This is a genomic window from Curvibacter sp. EU05-FHT14A10 (assembly GCF_058791075.1).
In genome coordinates, this window is sequence record NZ_JBYTDE010000001.1 from 228,752 (window position 1) to 243,007 (window position 14,256).

General features: G+C 61.8%; 14 protein-coding genes and 1 tRNA gene. 6 read left to right on the plus strand and 9 right to left on the minus strand.

Annotation, left to right across the window (positions count from 1 at the left end; all coding sequences use genetic code 11):
• Positions 1-44 precede the first annotated feature (44 nt).
• Both AC3WUT_RS01030 and AC3WUT_RS01035 read left to right on the plus strand, forming a co-directional pair.
• On the plus strand, positions 45-698 hold the full coding sequence (locus tag AC3WUT_RS01030) for an isocitrate lyase/PEP mutase family protein (protein ID WP_492345204.1): 654 nt from the start codon (positions 45-47) through the stop codon (positions 696-698).
• Positions 699-848: 150 nt separating this feature from the next.
• Positions 849-1,787, plus strand: coding sequence for a Bug family tripartite tricarboxylate transporter substrate binding protein (locus AC3WUT_RS01035; RefSeq protein ID WP_492345591.1), 939 nt, complete (start codon positions 849-851; stop codon positions 1,785-1,787).
• Positions 1,788-2,031: 244 nt separating this feature from the next.
• On the opposite strand, the gene AC3WUT_RS01040 is transcribed toward AC3WUT_RS01035, so the two are convergent.
• Together AC3WUT_RS01040 and AC3WUT_RS01045 are read right to left on the minus strand one after the other, a co-directional pair.
• Positions 2,032-2,108 (minus strand) — tRNA-Pro (locus tag AC3WUT_RS01040).
• 127 nt (positions 2,109-2,235) lie between these two features.
• On the minus strand, positions 2,236-4,296 hold the full coding sequence (locus AC3WUT_RS01045; protein ID WP_492345205.1) for a sodium-translocating pyrophosphatase: 2,061 nt from the start codon (positions 4,294-4,296) through the stop codon (positions 2,236-2,238).
• Between the two features lie 237 nt (positions 4,297-4,533).
• On the opposite strand from AC3WUT_RS01045, the gene ppa reads away from it, so the two are divergent.
• Positions 4,534-5,067, plus strand: a complete 534-nt coding sequence (ppa, locus tag AC3WUT_RS01050; RefSeq protein WP_492345206.1) for an inorganic diphosphatase — start codon at positions 4,534-4,536, stop codon at positions 5,065-5,067.
• 270 nt (positions 5,068-5,337) lie between these two features.
• The gene (locus tag AC3WUT_RS01055) at positions 5,338-7,110 is read left to right on the plus strand and encodes a methyl-accepting chemotaxis protein (RefSeq protein WP_492345207.1); all 1,773 of its coding nucleotides are present in this window, start codon (positions 5,338-5,340) and stop codon (positions 7,108-7,110) included.
• Between the two features lie 41 nt (positions 7,111-7,151).
• Here AC3WUT_RS01055 and AC3WUT_RS01060 read toward each other — a convergent pair whose 3' ends face one another.
• Positions 7,152-8,318: a GNAT family N-acetyltransferase gene (locus tag AC3WUT_RS01060; RefSeq protein ID WP_492345592.1), complete on the minus strand. Its 1,167-nt coding sequence runs from the start codon at positions 8,316-8,318 to the stop codon at positions 7,152-7,154.
• Positions 8,319-8,403: 85 nt separating this feature from the next.
• Between AC3WUT_RS01060 and AC3WUT_RS01065 the strand changes: the two genes are divergently transcribed.
• Positions 8,404-10,077, plus strand: coding sequence for an NAD+ synthase (locus tag AC3WUT_RS01065; protein ID WP_492345208.1), 1,674 nt, complete (start codon positions 8,404-8,406; stop codon positions 10,075-10,077).
• A 62-nt stretch (positions 10,078-10,139) separates the two neighbouring features.
• A complete protein-coding gene (locus tag AC3WUT_RS01070) occupies positions 10,140-10,478 on the plus strand; it encodes a P-II family nitrogen regulator (protein ID WP_019575320.1) in 339 nt (112 codons plus the stop codon).
• Between the two features lie 100 nt (positions 10,479-10,578).
• Here AC3WUT_RS01070 and AC3WUT_RS01075 read toward each other — a convergent pair whose 3' ends face one another.
• From AC3WUT_RS01075 to AC3WUT_RS01100, 6 genes are all read right to left on the minus strand, one after another.
• Complete coding sequence (locus AC3WUT_RS01075) at positions 10,579-11,169, minus strand: LOG family protein (protein WP_492345209.1); 591 nt, start codon at positions 11,167-11,169, stop codon at positions 10,579-10,581.
• A complete protein-coding gene (locus tag AC3WUT_RS01080; protein WP_492345210.1) occupies positions 11,166-11,597 on the minus strand; it encodes a diacylglycerol kinase in 432 nt (143 codons plus the stop codon). Before AC3WUT_RS01080 ends, AC3WUT_RS01075 begins: the two co-directional genes overlap by 4 nt.
• A gap of 48 nt (positions 11,598-11,645) precedes the next feature.
• Positions 11,646-12,179 carry an RDD family protein gene (locus tag AC3WUT_RS01085; protein WP_492345211.1) on the minus strand — a complete coding sequence of 178 codons (534 nt, stop codon included), beginning with the start codon at positions 12,177-12,179 and terminating at the stop codon, positions 11,646-11,648.
• Between the two features lie 17 nt (positions 12,180-12,196).
• A complete protein-coding gene (locus tag AC3WUT_RS01090; RefSeq protein ID WP_492345212.1) occupies positions 12,197-12,697 on the minus strand; it encodes a DUF3106 domain-containing protein in 501 nt (166 codons plus the stop codon).
• A 269-nt stretch (positions 12,698-12,966) separates the two neighbouring features.
• Positions 12,967-13,416: a DUF3619 family protein gene (locus AC3WUT_RS01095; RefSeq protein WP_492345213.1), complete on the minus strand. Its 450-nt coding sequence runs from the start codon at positions 13,414-13,416 to the stop codon at positions 12,967-12,969.
• Complete coding sequence (locus AC3WUT_RS01100; protein WP_492345214.1) at positions 13,413-13,979, minus strand: RNA polymerase sigma factor; 567 nt, start codon at positions 13,977-13,979, stop codon at positions 13,413-13,415. Before AC3WUT_RS01100 ends, AC3WUT_RS01095 begins: the two co-directional genes overlap by 4 nt.
• Positions 13,980-14,256 lie beyond the last annotated feature (277 nt).

Genomic DNA, 14,256 nt, shown 5'->3' on the forward strand with positions numbered 1-14,256 from the left:
CGGGGGGGGGGGGGGGAGAGGAGAGGGGGAGAAGAGACAGGGCCATGGCCACCATGGCCCGCACGCCCCTCATCGCAGACGGTGACACCGGCTATGGTGGATTGCTCAATGTGCGCCACACCGTGCAGGGGTATGAAGCCGCGGGCGCGGCCTGCATCCAACTGGAGGACCAGGAATTTCCCAAGAAATGCGGCCACACCCCAGGGCGCCGCGTGGTGCCCATGGAAGACATGGTGCGCAAGATCCGGGTGGCCGTCGAAGCCCGCCAGTCTGCCGATTTCCTGATCATTGCCCGCACCGATGCCCGCACCAGCCTGGGCTTGTCTGAGGCGCTGCGCAGGGCTGAGGCCTATGCCCGCGCAGGGGCCGACATTCTGTTCGTCGAATCCCCGGAGACCGAGGAGGAAATGCGCACCATCGGCCGCAGCTTTCACCAGCCCTTGCTGGCCAACATGGTTGAAGGGGGGCGCACCCCTGTGCTCAGCCAGGCGGATCTCGAATCGATCGGCTACAAGCTGGCGATCTTTCCGGTCACCGCCTTGCTGGCGGCGACCCAGGCCATGCAGACTGTCTACCAGGGGCTCCGTCAACAGGGCTCGTCCACCGGGGCCGGCGTGCCGTTGATGCCCTTTGGCGAGTTGACCGAGCTGATGGGGTTTCAGGAGGTGTGGGACTTTGACAAGCGCCACGCCGAGTGAACGCCGCAGAAGGTCGACGCTGACCTCAACCCCAGCCCACAAGAACAGCACAGGAGACCCCACATGTTCCACGCTTTGCGCACTCGATATTCATGGCTTCGCGCCGCCCTGTCCGGGGCGGGTCCGTGGAGTCTGGCACTTTCACTGGCCATGGCTCTGGGTCAGGCCCCGGCCGGGGCCCAGGAGACGCCGTGGCCGAACAAGCCCATCCGCCTTGTGGTGCCCTTCACGCCCGGCGGTGTGACCGACACCAGCGGCCGCTTGATTGCCGAGTACCTGGGGCGCCGCCTGGGGCAGCAGGTGGTGGTCGACAACCGCCCCGGCGCCTCAGGCAACATCGGCACCAACCAGGTGGCCCAGGCTGCGCCCGATGGCTACACCCTGGTGCTGGGCTTTGATGGCACGCTGGTGATCAATCCCCATGTGTTTGCCAAAGTGCCCTTCGACACCCTTCGGGACTTCGCGCCGATCGGCAAGATCGGCGACGCGGCGCTGATTCTGGTGGCCCATCCGGGCCTGCCCGCCAAGACCTTGCAGGAGGTGATCACCCTGTCGCAAAGTCAGGCCGGAGGTCTGTCCTACGGGACGTCCGGGACCGGTGGCACCCCCCACATCGGCGGTGAGCAGCTGGCTCAGCGCACCGGTGCCCGACTGACCCACGTGCCCTATAAAGGCGGCGGACAGGCCTTGACCGATGTGCTGGGCGGCAGCATTCCGCTGGTCTATACCGCAGTGGCTGGGGCCCATGGCCATGTCCGCTCGGGCAAATTGAGGGCCATCGCCGTGTCCAGCGCGCAACGCAGCGCCGCCATGCCAGAGGTGCCGACCTTCATCGAGAGTGGTGTTCCAGACTTTGTCGTCACCTCCTGGGTCGGCTTGTTGGCCCCGGCCCGGACGCCCGTGCCCGTCGTGCAACGGCTCAGCGCTGAGCTGCAGGCCGTGCTGAACGACCCCGTTGTCAAGGAAAAGCTCCAGGCCATGGGCATCGACGCCAGTCCCGGCACACCGGATCAGTTTGTTGAACAAATGCGGCGTGACTTGGCGCGTTACGGTCAGGTGGTGAAGGCGGCCAATATTCGGCTTGATTGATGGGGTCGGTGAGGTCGCGACCCCGCTGGGAATGCTGCTTGTGCGAGCTTGGCGTCGCGTTCGAATCGTGCCGTGACGTACTTCTGAGTTCTTCGCCCTCATTCGATGGGCTCGGGCCGGCGTGTCGGTTTTTCGTGCGCGGGGTGCCGCTCGGGGCGCGGCGCTGCGCATCGGTGCGGGATATTGACTTGCAAATGGAAAAGGCCGCCAACTATTTCTAGCTGGCGGCCTTTGTACAAGCCAATGGTCGGAGCGGCGGGATTCGAACTCGCGACCCTCTGCTCCCAAAGCAGATGCGCTACCAGGCTGCGCTACGCTCCGACTGACGTGATTGTAGCCTGACTTTTGAGGCTATTTGATCTCTTTGAGGCAAGAATCCAAACAAAAGTAGCCGCCATTCTGTACTTTGATGAAAAAGCTGCCTTGGTTTGTATGGCGATGAGGGGAGTCAGCTGTGCAGGCGGACCACCAGAGGCACGATCAGCAAGGCCACGATGTTGATGATCTTGATCAAGGGGTTGACGGCCGGGCCCGCGGTGTCCTTGTAGGGGTCGCCGACCGTATCGCCGGTGACGGCGGCCTTGTGGGCGTCAGAGCCCTTGCCGCCGTGGTGGCCGTCTTCGATGTATTTTTTGGCGTTGTCCCAGGCCCCCCCGCCGGTACACATCGAAATGGCCACGAACAGTCCGGTGACGATGGTGCCCATCAGCAGCCCGCCGAGGGCCTTGGGGCCCAGGATCAGGCCGACCAGCACGGGGGTGACCACGGGCAGCAGGGACGGAATCATCATTTCACGGATGGCGGCCGTGGTCAGCATGTCGACGGCGCGCCCATATTCAGGGCGACCCGAGCCGTCCATGATGCCCTTGATGTCCCGGAACTGGCGCCGCACCTCTTCGACGACGGCGCCCGCCGCCCGGCCCACGGCTTCCATGGCCATGGCGCCGAACAGGTAGGGGATCATGCCGCCAATGAACAGGCCCACGATCACCAGCGGGTCGGACAGATCAAAACTGATGTTCTGGCCAAAGCTCTGTAGTTTGTGGGTGTAGTCGGCAAACAGCACCAGCGAGGCCAGGCCGGCAGATCCGATGGCATAGCCCTTGGTCACGGCTTTGGTGGTGTTGCCCACGGCGTCGAGTGGATCGGTGACGTCTCGGACGGAGGAGGGCAGTTCGGCCATTTCGGCAATGCCGCCTGCGTTGTCGGTGATGGGGCCATAGGCGTCAAGTGCCACCACAATGCCCGCCATGCTGAGCATCGAGGTGGCGGCCACGGCGATGCCGAACAGGCCCGCGAGCGCATAGGCGGCCAGGATGGCGGCACAGACAAAAATCACGGGCCAGGCCGTGGAACGCATGGAGACCCCGATGCCCGCGATGATGTTGGTGGCGTGTCCGGTGGTGGAGGCCTGGGCCACATGCTGAACCGGTGGGTACTGGGTGCCGGTGTAATACTCGGTGACCCAGACGAGCGCCGCGGTCAGCACCAGGCCAACCGCACAGGCGCCAAACAAGCGCATCTGGCTGCCCGTGGCCGTGATGGCATCATCGGAAACCAGCCAGGTGGTCACCCCATAAAAGGCCACCAGCGACAGCACCCCTGCGACCGCTAGCCCCTTGTAAAGGGCAGGCATCACGTTTTTCATGCCGGGTGAGGCTTTGACAAAGAAGCATCCGATGATCGACGCGATGATGGACACGGCACCCAGTGCCAATGGATAGAGCACCGCTTGGGTCGTGCCATGCGTCACCATCAAGGCGCCGAGCATCATGGTGGCGATCAGGGTGACCGCGTAGGTCTCGAACAGATCAGCCGCCATGCCGGCGCAGTCGCCCACGTTGTCGCCCACGTTGTCGGCGATCACGGCGGGGTTGCGCGGGTCATCTTCTGGAATGCCGGCCTCCACTTTGCCCACCAGATCCGCCCCCACGTCGGCGCCTTTGGTGAAGATGCCGCCGCCAAGCCGGGCAAAGATCGAGATCAAAGATGAGCCAAAGGCAAAGCCGATCAGTGGGTTGAGTTGCTGGGCCAAAGGGGTGTCTGGTGCGGCGCCGCTCAGCAGGTAGAGGTAAAAGCCGCTGACGCCCAGCAAACCCAGGCCCACCACCAGCATTCCCGTGATGGCCCCGCCGCGAAAGGCCACATCGAGCGCGGGCCCGATGCCGTGCGTGGCGGCCTGGGCCGTGCGCACGTTGGCGCGCACCGAGATGTTCATGCCGATGAAGCCGCAGGCCCCGGACAGAACGGCGCCGATCACGAAGCCGATGGCCGAGGCGGGGTCGAGAAACAGGCCGATGAGCACGGCCAGAACCAGCCCGACCAGGGCAATGGTCTTGTACTGACGGGCCAGATAGGCTGCGGCACCTGATTGGATGGCGGCTGCGATCTCCTGCATGCGCGCGTTGCCGGCGTCTTTGGCCAGAATCCAGCTTCGGGCCCAGAAGCCGTAGGCCACGGCGATGGCACCGCAAGCCAGCGCGAGGATCAGCGCAGGATGGTTTGTCATGCTGTTCTCCTTGGTGAATACGCTTGGAAGAGACACAACGCACCGGGAGTGTCTCCGCTGCGTTGCTTCCTCGCAGCGCCCCTGGGGCAGCGATTGGCCAACGCTTCAATATACGGCGGAAACCGAAAAACGTCTGCTGCGCTGCATCACGCAAGGCTCGCGAAAGTAAAATCAGTCCTAATCCGGCCGGCCAACGGCCCGATCCGTTCGATCAACCCTAACCAAGACCGAAACAACATGGCTCTCGACAAAGTCAAACCAGGCGACAAGGCTCCCGACGCATTCAACGTGATCATCGAAATTCCGATGAACGCGGATCCGATCAAGTACGAAGTGGACAAGGAATCTGGCGCGATCTTCGTGGACCGCTTCATGGGCACCGCCATGCATTACCCGACCAACTACGGCTACGTGCCGCAGACCATCAGCGGTGATGGCGATCCGGTGGATGTGCTGGTGATCACACCCTTTCCGCTGATTCCGGGCGTGGTGGTGACCTGCCGTCCGATCGGGATCCTGAAGATGGAAGACGAAGGCGGCGTGGATGGCAAGGTGCTGGCGGTTCCTACCGACAAGATCCTGCCGATCTACACCCACTGGCAAAAGCCTGAAGACATCAATCCGCTGCGTCTGAAGCAGATCGCGCATTTCTTCGAGCACTACAAGGACCTGGAACCCGGCAAGTGGGTCAAGGTGCTGGGTTGGGAAGGCGTTGATGCCGCCAAGCAGGAGATCCTGGACGGCATGGCCAATTTCGCCAAGCAAGACTGAGTCTTTTGAGCTCACTGCGGCGGCGCCCCCGGGCGTGGCCCAAATATGCCCGTTGCCAGTGGTGACGGGCATTTTTGTTGGTGGCTTGAATTTGCCTGATTCGACACCCGGATGTGCGGGTTTCCAGGTGTAAAAAAATGGTGTTTTTGAATTCAATATCCCCTTGTTTCGAGGAAAATCGGCAGGCCTGAATTGATAAAAATTGACAAACAGGCGGGGGTCGTAGGTGGAAGCGATCTGTGTTTGATCACCTGACCGCGTGAGGAAAGTATGGGCTTCAACAATTGGCGTATCGGTTACAAACTGGGCGCATCGTTTTTCGTGCTGGTGCTCAGCACCTTGCTTTTGGGTGCCGTGGCGCTGACGCAGCTCTCGCACATCAATGCCAACACCCAGGACATCGCGGGCAACTGGCTGCCCAGCATCGAGTCGCTTGGCGACATGCGGATTGCGCTCAACCGCATGCGTCGGGCCGAGGGCCGGATGGCCTCGGCCTCGTCCCCGCATGATCTGGAAGTACAGGCCAAGAATGCCGCTGAGTTGAAGGCCTTGTTTGCCAAGCACGAGTCGCGGTACAGCGCCATGGTCACGCCGGGCCGCGAGACCGAGCTTTTCAATCAATACAAGGTTCAGCGAGACGCCTTTTGGGGCACCCAGACACGGCTGAGCAATTTTGCCAACGCTGGCAACATGGCCGCCACTGTGCAGTATTTCGAGGGCGAGTCCGAAACGGCTTTTGTGTCCATGGTCGATGCCATCGACAAGCTGGCACAGCTCAATGGTGAGGGTGCACGCCGTGCCAGCGCCGAGGCTGAGGCCTCGTTTTCTGCCTCACGTGGCTTGTTGATTGCCGTGCTGGTCTTTGTTGTCGTGGCGGCTTCTGTGCTGGGGTGGGTGATCACCCGCTTGATCACGGCGCCGCTGGCTGAGGCCGTGCAGGCCGCCAAGCAGATTTCAGCCGGCAACCTGGCGTTTGCGATTGCCGCCAAGGGCCGTGACGAGGTGGGCGACCTGTTGCACGCGCTGGAGGACATGCGTGACTCGTTGTCGCAGGTGGTGTCGGGTGTCCGGCGCGGCGCAGACGGCGTTGCCAATGCCAGCATGGAGATCGCTCAGGGCAACAACGACCTGTCGGCTCGAACAGAGCAGCAGGCCTCGGCCCTGGAGGAGACCGCAGCCTCCATGGAGGAGCTGGGTTCCACCGTTCGCCAGAATGCCGACAATGCCCGCGCGGCCAACCAGTTGGCCCTGAACGCATCCACCGTGGCCACCCAAGGGGGTGAAGTGGTAGCCGAGGTGGTGGACACCATGAAGGGCATCAATGAAAGCTCACGCAAGATCGCCGACATCATCGGTGTGATCGACGGGATTGCCTTTCAGACCAACATCCTGGCGCTCAATGCAGCGGTTGAGGCAGCCCGTGCTGGCGAGCAAGGTCGTGGTTTTGCCGTGGTGGCTGGCGAGGTGCGCAGCCTGGCGCAGCGCAGTGCCGAGGCAGCGAAGGAAATCAAGAGCCTGATCAGTGCCAGTGTTGAGCGGGTGGAGCAGGGGACGGCGCTGGTTGATCGTGCGGGCACCACCATGAGCGAGGTGGTGGGGTCGATTCGCCGTGTGACCGACATCATGGGCGAGATCAGTGCCGCGAGTTCCGAGCAGAGTGCGGGCGTGTCGCAAGTGAGCGAGGCCGTGACTCAGATGGATCAGGCCACGCAGCAGAATGCGGCCCTGGTGGAGCAGTCGGCCGCCGCCGCTGGCGCCTTGACTTCGCAGGCCCAGGAACTGGTTCGTGCCGTGGCGGTGTTCAAGTTGGCGGGGGATGGTTACGCGAGTGCAGCCGTGGCGTCCGGCAAGCCGGTGGCAGCGCCTGTTCGCTCATCGGTGGCACCCAAGGCCGTCGCGGCCCCGCGTCCGGCACCAGCCCCTCAGCGGGTGACGCAGGCCAAGAAGCCGGCCCCGTCGACACCGAGCCTGGGGGCACCTGGTTCCCGCGCGCCTGCAGCGCCGCCCAAGGCCGGGGCGGAGGACGACTGGGAAACCTTCTGATCTGACAAGCGGGCACCCACCCCCGGTCGGTGCCCCTGGCTTCACGGCGCCTTGAAGGGGGTGTGCCGTTGCAGGTCTTGCAGGTAGTTTTCCATGCCAGCCCCTTCGCGCTCAAGAAAGTTCTGTACCGCCTCGGCAAACGCCGGGTGAGCCAACCAATGGGTGCTAGGGGTGTCGGTGGGCAAAAGGGCCCGGGCCATCTTGTGTTCGCCTTGGGCGCCACCTTCGAAGCTGTCAAAGCCGTGTTCGATGCACCACTGCAGTGGCTGGTAGTAGCAGGCCTCAAAGTGCAGGCAATCCACGCGCTCCAAAGCCCCCCAATAGCGCCCGTAGGCTGTCCGTTTGCCGTCTTCCGCATCCAGCAGGGCGATGAGGCTTGCGGCAATGGGTTGGCCTTGTCGTTCGGCAATGAACATCAACCAGCTCTCGGCTTGGTGTGTGGCCTGCTGCTGGAAGAATTCGGGCGTCAGGTAGGGGGCATTGCCGTGCTCCAGATAGGTGCGTTCGTAGCAGCGGTAAAAAAAATCCCAATCGGTTGGGCTGATGGCTGTGCCCCGTGCGGATCTGAAAACCACGCCCTCGGTCTGGACCTTGCGCCGTTCCTGCCGGATTTTTTTTCGCTTTTCCTGGTTGAGCTGTCCCAGAAAATGCTCAAAGTCGCGGTAGTTCTGGTTGGCCCAGTGAAACTGCAGGGTATGGCGGGTCATCAGGCCCAGCGCGTCGCTGGTCTGTACATCCTCCTGACTGCCAAAGAGCAGGTGCAATGAGGAAAGACCCCTGTTCTGACAATGGGCCAAGACGGTTTCCAGAAGCCTCTGGCGCCAAACGGGGCTGCTGGCCAACAGCCGGGTTCCGGGCACCGGGGTGAAGGGCACGGCCAGCACGGCCTTGGGGTAATAGGCCAGACCATGCTGCTGGTACGCATTGGCCCACGCCCAGTCAAAGACGTACTCGCCGTAGGAGTGGGTCTTGAGGTAGACCACGCAGGCCGCTTGCAACGCAGCGCCTTCCCACAACGTGATCACCTCCGGTGTCCAACCCGTGCGGGGGCTTGCACTGCCACTGCGTTCCAGCGCAAGCAGGTATTCATGCCGCATGAAGGGCGTGGCATGGGCTTGTTGGGCCAGCAATTGATTCCAAGGGGCTTGCGGCATCTCTGCCAGCGAGTCCATGACCCGGATGAGATAATCTTTTTCATTCATGGGCATGGCCCCGCTGGCCCCGGGCGTTGGCTCAAGCCCCCGGTTACCGGTCTGGTCGTCACGCTCTGCCATCACCGCCACCTTTGTTCTCATGACTCTTCAAATCTGCGTCGTTCAGCTCAATTTCGTCGTCGGTGACATGCCCGGCAATGCGCGCAAGATCATCGATGCAGCCCAGCAGGCCTATGCGCAGGGGGCTCGGCTGGTGTTGACGCCAGAGTTGTCCATCTGCGGGTACGCGGCCGAAGACCTGTACCTACGGCCCGCTTTCATGGCCGCTTGCGATGATGCCGTGAAACAAGTGGCCGAGGCTCTGGCCGGGTTAAAGGGGCTTTGTGTGGTGGTGGGCCACCCCGCGGGTGACCATGAGCGGGCTCGCTCCGTGTCCGTGTCGCACCGCTTCAATGCGGCCAGTGTGCTCAGCGAGGGGCAGGTGCGGGCCACGTATGCCAAGCGGGAGCTGCCCAACTACCAGGTGTTTGACGAGCGGCGATATTTCACCCCCGGCGATCGGCCCTGTGTATTCGAGGTGCAGGGTGTACGGGTGGGGCTGCTGATTTGCGAAGATGCGTGGTTTGACGCGCCTGCCCGCACCAGCCTGGAGGCGGGTGCCGAGGTGCTGGCTGTGATCAATGCATCCCCTTTTCACGTTGGAAAGTCGGTCGAACGCATGGCCCGCATGGCGGAGTGTGCGCGTGCCGTGAAGTTGCCCCTGGTTTATGCCCACTTGGTGGGCGGGCAGGATGAGGTGGTGTTTGATGGCTCGTCGTTTGCTTTGCAGGCCGACGGTTCGCGCATGGCCCAGGCCCCGAGTTTTCGTGAGCGCCTGCTGCCCCTGACGCTTCAGCGCGGTGGCGATGGCTTGACTTGGCAGGCGCCTGCCGAACCATTGGCGCCGATGCCCTCCGATCTGGAAGAGCTTTGGGAGGCACTGGTCACGGGCGTGCGTGATTACATCGGCAAGAACCGCTTCCCCGGGGTGCTGCTGGGGCTTTCAGGGGGCATTGATTCGGCGTTGGTTCTGGCCATTGCCGTGGATGCGCTGGGGCCGGACAAGGTGCGAGCGGTGATGATGCCGTCGCCTTATACGGCCGATATCTCCTGGATTGATGCGCGTGACATGGCCAAGCGCTTGGGCGTTCGGTACGACGAAATCTCGATCGTGCCTGAGTTCGAGGCGTTCAAGGCCTCCCTGAAGGCCGAATTTGCCGGCCTGGCGGAAGACACCACCGAGGAGAACATCCAGGCGCGAATTCGTGGCACTTTGTTGATGGCCCTGTCCAACAAGTTTGGCTCCATTGTGCTGACCACCGGCAACAAGAGTGAGATGGCCACAGGCTACTGCACGCTGTACGGCGATATGGCCGGGGGCTTTGCGGTGATCAAGGACGTGGCCAAGACGCTGGTGTTCGAGCTGGCGCGATGGCGCAATGCGCACGACCCCTATGGCACGGGGCGCGACCCGATTCCGGAGCGCATCATCACGCGCCCGCCCAGTGCGGAGTTGCGGCCTGACCAGAAGGACCAGGACAGTCTGCCGCCCTATGAGGTGTTGGATGCCATCATTGAGCGCTACATGGAAAATGACGAGTCGATCGACAGTTTGGTATCGGCCGGTTTTGAGCGTGCCGATGTGGAGCGTGTGACGCGCCTGATCAAGATCAACGAGTACAAGCGGCGCCAGTCACCCGTGGGCATTCGCGTGACCCACCGAAGTTTCGGCAAGGATTGGCGTTACCCTATCACCAGTCATTTCAGGGCATGAGTCCTGATGGCCGGGGCGATGCCCAGGCGACGAATCCACAAAACATGAACACAGGAGAATCCATGAAACAAATCACAGCCATCATCAAGCCCTTCAAGTTGGAAGAGGTGCGTGAAGCCTTGGCCGAATGCGGCGTGACCGGCTTGACCGTGACCGAGGTCAAGGGCTTTGGTCGCCAAAAGGGTCATACCGAGCTTTATCGCGGCGCTGAGTACGTGGTGGATTTCCTGCCCAAGGTGAAAATCGAAGTGGTCGTCAAGGGTGATGACGTCGAGCGCTGCGTGGACGCCATTGTCCGTGTGGCCCGCACGGGCAAGATCGGTGATGGCAAGATCTTCATCACCGCTGTGGAGCGCGTGGTTCGCATCCGCACCGGCGAGCAGGACGAATCTGCTGTCTGAGTGACCTTGCGCTCCAGGTGTTTCTGAAAACACCTTGGAAATTTCTCGATTCGGCCCGGTGTTCCCGGGCCGTTTTCATGGGCAAATGCGTCTTGCGGTCTTAGATCTGCTGGGCCAGATCGTCGCGCTGTTGGCTCAGGCCCGCCGTTTCGACCAGCTTGGGCAGCAGCGTGTTCAGGTCGCCGCTGGTTTCGATCAGGGACATCTGCCACTCGCTCATGAAACCGTGTCGGACACCGCTGGTCAGAAACGCCAGCATCTCGTCGTAGTAGCCGTCCAGGTTCAGAATGCCGATGGGCTTGTTGTGATAGCCCAGTTGACGCCAGGTCCAGACCTCGAACAACTCCTCAAAGGTGCCGATGCCCCCGGGGAGCGCCAGAAAGGCGTTTGCACGTTCGGCCATCATGGCCTTGCGCTGGTGCATGTTGTCCACGATGTGGAGTTCATCGCAGCGCTTGTTGGCAAATTCGAGTTCGACCAATGATGTCGGAATCACGCCGACCACCCGGCCTCCTGCATCCTGCGTGGCATTGGCCACCTGGCCCATGAGCCCATTGTTGCCCCCGCCATACACCAATTGCCCTCCACGGCTGCCAATCCAGTGGCCAACGGCCTGGGCGCAGGCAGCGAATGCAGGAGTTTGTCCCATGCGGGAGCCGCAGTAGACGGCAAGCGAAAATGCAGGTGTCATGGCGAGAAGTGTTTCCAGAGGGCTGCGCCCCAAAGGGCAATGCAGGTCAGCAGGCTGAGCAGAACAGCGGCACTGCCCATGTCTTTGGCGCGTTTGGAGAGGTGATTCCATTCCGGGCCGATTCGGTCCATGGCCGTTTCAATGCCGGTGTTGAGCAACTCGACAACCAGCACGGCGACGACGCTACCGGCCAGCAAAGCCGATTCAACCCAATTCTGTCCCAGCCAACAGGCCAGTGGCACGAGCAGGGTGGCGGCGATGGCTTCCTGCCGGAATGCCGTTTCGGACCAGCCCGCCCGCAAGCCTTCCAGCGAGTAACCGGTGGCGTGCCAAATCCGGCTGAGTCCGCGGCGGGCCTTTTGAGGGTTGCTCGAATCGGCTGCTGGCGAGGAAGCAGGTTGGCCGGAAGAACTGGGCGGTGAAGACATCAGGCTATTGTGCGTCCGGGCCATGCAGACTCTGATGACAATGTGTGTTCAGCGGCTCAGGGGCTGGGAGTGAATCAGCCGAGTGCCGGCCAGCACGTCATGCCAGAACTGGCCTTCAGGTTGAAATCGGCTCAAGATGGCCCAGACGGCGACCCAGCCGCCGATGATCACGGCGGTCTCCGCGCCACTCAATCCCAGCGTGGCCGAGGCGCCCAGTGGCGGCAAGAACCAGATCCAGCTGAGGGTGTAGCGAAGCAGGGCGCGTGCCTGTGTGATGGGCCGGCCCTGCCGATCCACGACCCGAATGTTCCAGGTCTTCATGGCCAGTGTCTGGCCTTTGGCCCAAAACCAGGCGAAATAGATCCCAAAGATCACAAACAAAAAGGCTTGCAAACCATGGCGGTTGTCCATCGCGTTGCGTGTCTGGCTGAGCGTGCTGAACAGGTAGCCCGAGATGAAGACCACGCCAAACATCAACATGCCCTCATACAACCAGCAGGCCATGCGGCGCTTCAGGCTTGGCGCGTTGAGCTTGGAGGGGCTGTCAGGTGTTGGTTGTGCGGTGGAACCGATGGAGGGCATTGTGCGTTTGGTTGAAGTCAACGCCCGGTGCTGCTGGTCGCGGTTGCGCCAGAGGGGGTGGGGAGCAAGGTGTGCATGTCCACATGGTGCGGGCCAGTTTCAATTTTGCCTGTGCTGCGCAAGGTGGATTTTGAAACGGGGATCATGGCCAATTTTCTGGCAGGTACGGGCCTGATTGGTGTTGCGGCGCCCATTGGGTGGACGGGGGCATGAATCGCCAGTTCCTTGCGTTCCTCATCCGTCAGGGCTTGGTAGGCCTCCCATTGGGCTCGTTTTTCTTCGGGGGCCAGCTTCTTGGTCTGCGCAAAGTTCAGACGGGCCTGGACGCGCTCCTGTACTGTCAAGCCGACCCATTCAGCCATGCGGCTGTGCAGCTTCTCCTGTTCTTCGGGAGAAAGGCTTTTGAAGTTGTGGGATAGCGCGATCCACTTGCGTTTGTGGGCTTCGCCCAGGGTGTCCCAGCGTGCCGACAGGGGCTCCAGGGCTTCTTGCTGCGCGCGCGTGAGATCTGCCCACATGGGGCGTTGATTCAGCACTGGGCGCTTGGGGCTGGGTTTGACGGGGGCGGCCTTGTGCTTTTCAGCGTCGACCGTTTGAGGAACCGAGGATGCACCGAGCGGGGGGGTATTGATTTCGGGGTGGGGCTCTTCGGTCGCGCCCGCGGCAACCTCTGTGGCGCGAACAACAGCCATCGGGGCACTCAGGGCAACGATGCATGCCGATACGACCGCGAGTTGGCGGGCGATGGAAAAAGAGTGCCGTGGCGCCAGGAGCATACAAGCAGAGATCAATGTTCTTCGCTGGCCCGCGCCTTCAGAAATTGAGCGAAGCCGGGATCTGCATAAGCTTGCGGAGGCAGATCATCCGTCAGCAGTGCGGTGTCGACTTCGGCCAATTCGTTGGTGTGGTCTTCGTCCTGGACGACCTGAATGACAAACAAGCCTGCAATCAGTGCAATCAGGGGCAGGGCAGAGGCCAGGCGTCCCCAGATGCCGAAGCTTTCGCCACCGAAATTCAGGGTGGCAACCCCATTGCCCGCGCTGGCCACAGCTGGCGCCGTGGTGCGAACGGCCACCACTTTGCGCTTGGCAAGGGCTTGCATCCGGGCGGCGCGCAAGCGTTCGGAAATGTCGTAAGGCAGGTCTTGGGATGCCGCGTCCAGGCGTTGTGCAACCTTTTGGCCGAAGAGATCCTCTGCTGCCAGTCGAGAAGGGTTGTATTGAAGCGTCTTGTTCATGGTTGTAGTCCCTTTGCCTTCAAGGCCCGTCCCAGAGCCTGGACGGCTCTGGAGCAATGTGTCTTGACGCTGCCTTCGGAGCAGCCCATGGCTGCTGCCGTTTCGGCAACGTCCATTTCCTCCCAGTAACGCATCAGGAACGCTTCTCGTTGACGAGCGGGCAGGTCCTGAATCTCTTTTTCGATCGCATGCAAAATCTGAGCCCGGCGAGTCGTGTCTTCTGCGCTTTCCGTTTGCTCAGAGGGGTCACTGCCTCGGAAAGTTTCCAGAAGATCGAAATCCCCGTCATCGCCGGCGCCCTCGAAGTCGCTCAGGCTTGAGAACAGGGCGTTGCGTGTCTTTTGTCGGCGAAACCAATCCAGCGTGCAATTGGAGAGGATGCGCTGGAAGAGCATGGGAAGCTCGTTGGGAGGCTTGTCGCCGTAATGCTCCGCGAGCTTCAGCATGGCATCTTGAACGATGTCCAGTGCCGCTTCTTCATTGCGGACATGGTACAGGGAGCGCTTGAAGGCTCGCTTCTCGACCTCCCTGAGGAAATCCGACAGTTCTTGTTCGGTGGCCAAATGGGCTCTGACGTGTGCAGCTTTGCGGGGTTGATGTGCGTTGGCGGCAGAATCATCGCCAAGGCAGGCGCGAATTATGGCATTGGAGCAGTGAAATTTTGGGCGAACCGCGGGATTTCCATGGCCTGAGTGCGATAATGCGCGAGCAAATTAACGGCAAACGGGTCACCGTCCGGCACAAGAATCAGTGTGCCCATGGCTGTGGCCCTAAGTCCTGACGCGGCTTCACAAGAGCTCGGGAAGGGGCACCCAAGGTTTTTCGTCAGAGAAATTCACA

Coding starts and splice junctions, on each gene's coding strand:
- AC3WUT_RS01070 (WP_019575320.1), top strand. CDS start 10,140: ATGAAACAAATCACAGCCATCATCAAGCCCTTCAAGTTGGAAGAGGTG.
- AC3WUT_RS01030 (WP_492345204.1), top strand. CDS start 45: ATGGCCACCATGGCCCGCACGCCCCTCATCGCAGACGGTGACACCGGC.
- AC3WUT_RS01065 (WP_492345208.1), top strand. CDS start 8,404: ATGACTCTTCAAATCTGCGTCGTTCAGCTCAATTTCGTCGTCGGTGAC.
- AC3WUT_RS01080 (WP_492345210.1), bottom strand. CDS start 11,597: ATGTCTTCACCGCCCAGTTCTTCCGGCCAACCTGCTTCCTCGCCAGCA.
- AC3WUT_RS01090 (WP_492345212.1), bottom strand. CDS start 12,697: ATGTGGGCAGATCTCACGCGCGCGCAGCAAGAAGCCCTGGAGCCCCTG.
- AC3WUT_RS01075 (WP_492345209.1), bottom strand. CDS start 11,169: ATGACACCTGCATTTTCGCTTGCCGTCTACTGCGGCTCCCGCATGGGA.
- AC3WUT_RS01085 (WP_492345211.1), bottom strand. CDS start 12,179: ATGCCCTCCATCGGTTCCACCGCACAACCAACACCTGACAGCCCCTCC.
- AC3WUT_RS01035 (WP_492345591.1), top strand. CDS start 849: ATGGCTCTGGGTCAGGCCCCGGCCGGGGCCCAGGAGACGCCGTGGCCG.
- AC3WUT_RS01095 (WP_492345213.1), bottom strand. CDS start 13,416: ATGAACAAGACGCTTCAATACAACCCTTCTCGACTGGCAGCAGAGGAT.
- AC3WUT_RS01060 (WP_492345592.1), bottom strand. CDS start 8,318: ATGCCCATGAATGAAAAAGATTATCTCATCCGGGTCATGGACTCGCTG.
- AC3WUT_RS01055 (WP_492345207.1), top strand. CDS start 5,338: ATGGGCTTCAACAATTGGCGTATCGGTTACAAACTGGGCGCATCGTTT.
- AC3WUT_RS01045 (WP_492345205.1), bottom strand. CDS start 4,296: ATGACAAACCATCCTGCGCTGATCCTCGCGCTGGCTTGCGGTGCCATC.
- ppa (WP_492345206.1), top strand. CDS start 4,534: ATGGCTCTCGACAAAGTCAAACCAGGCGACAAGGCTCCCGACGCATTC.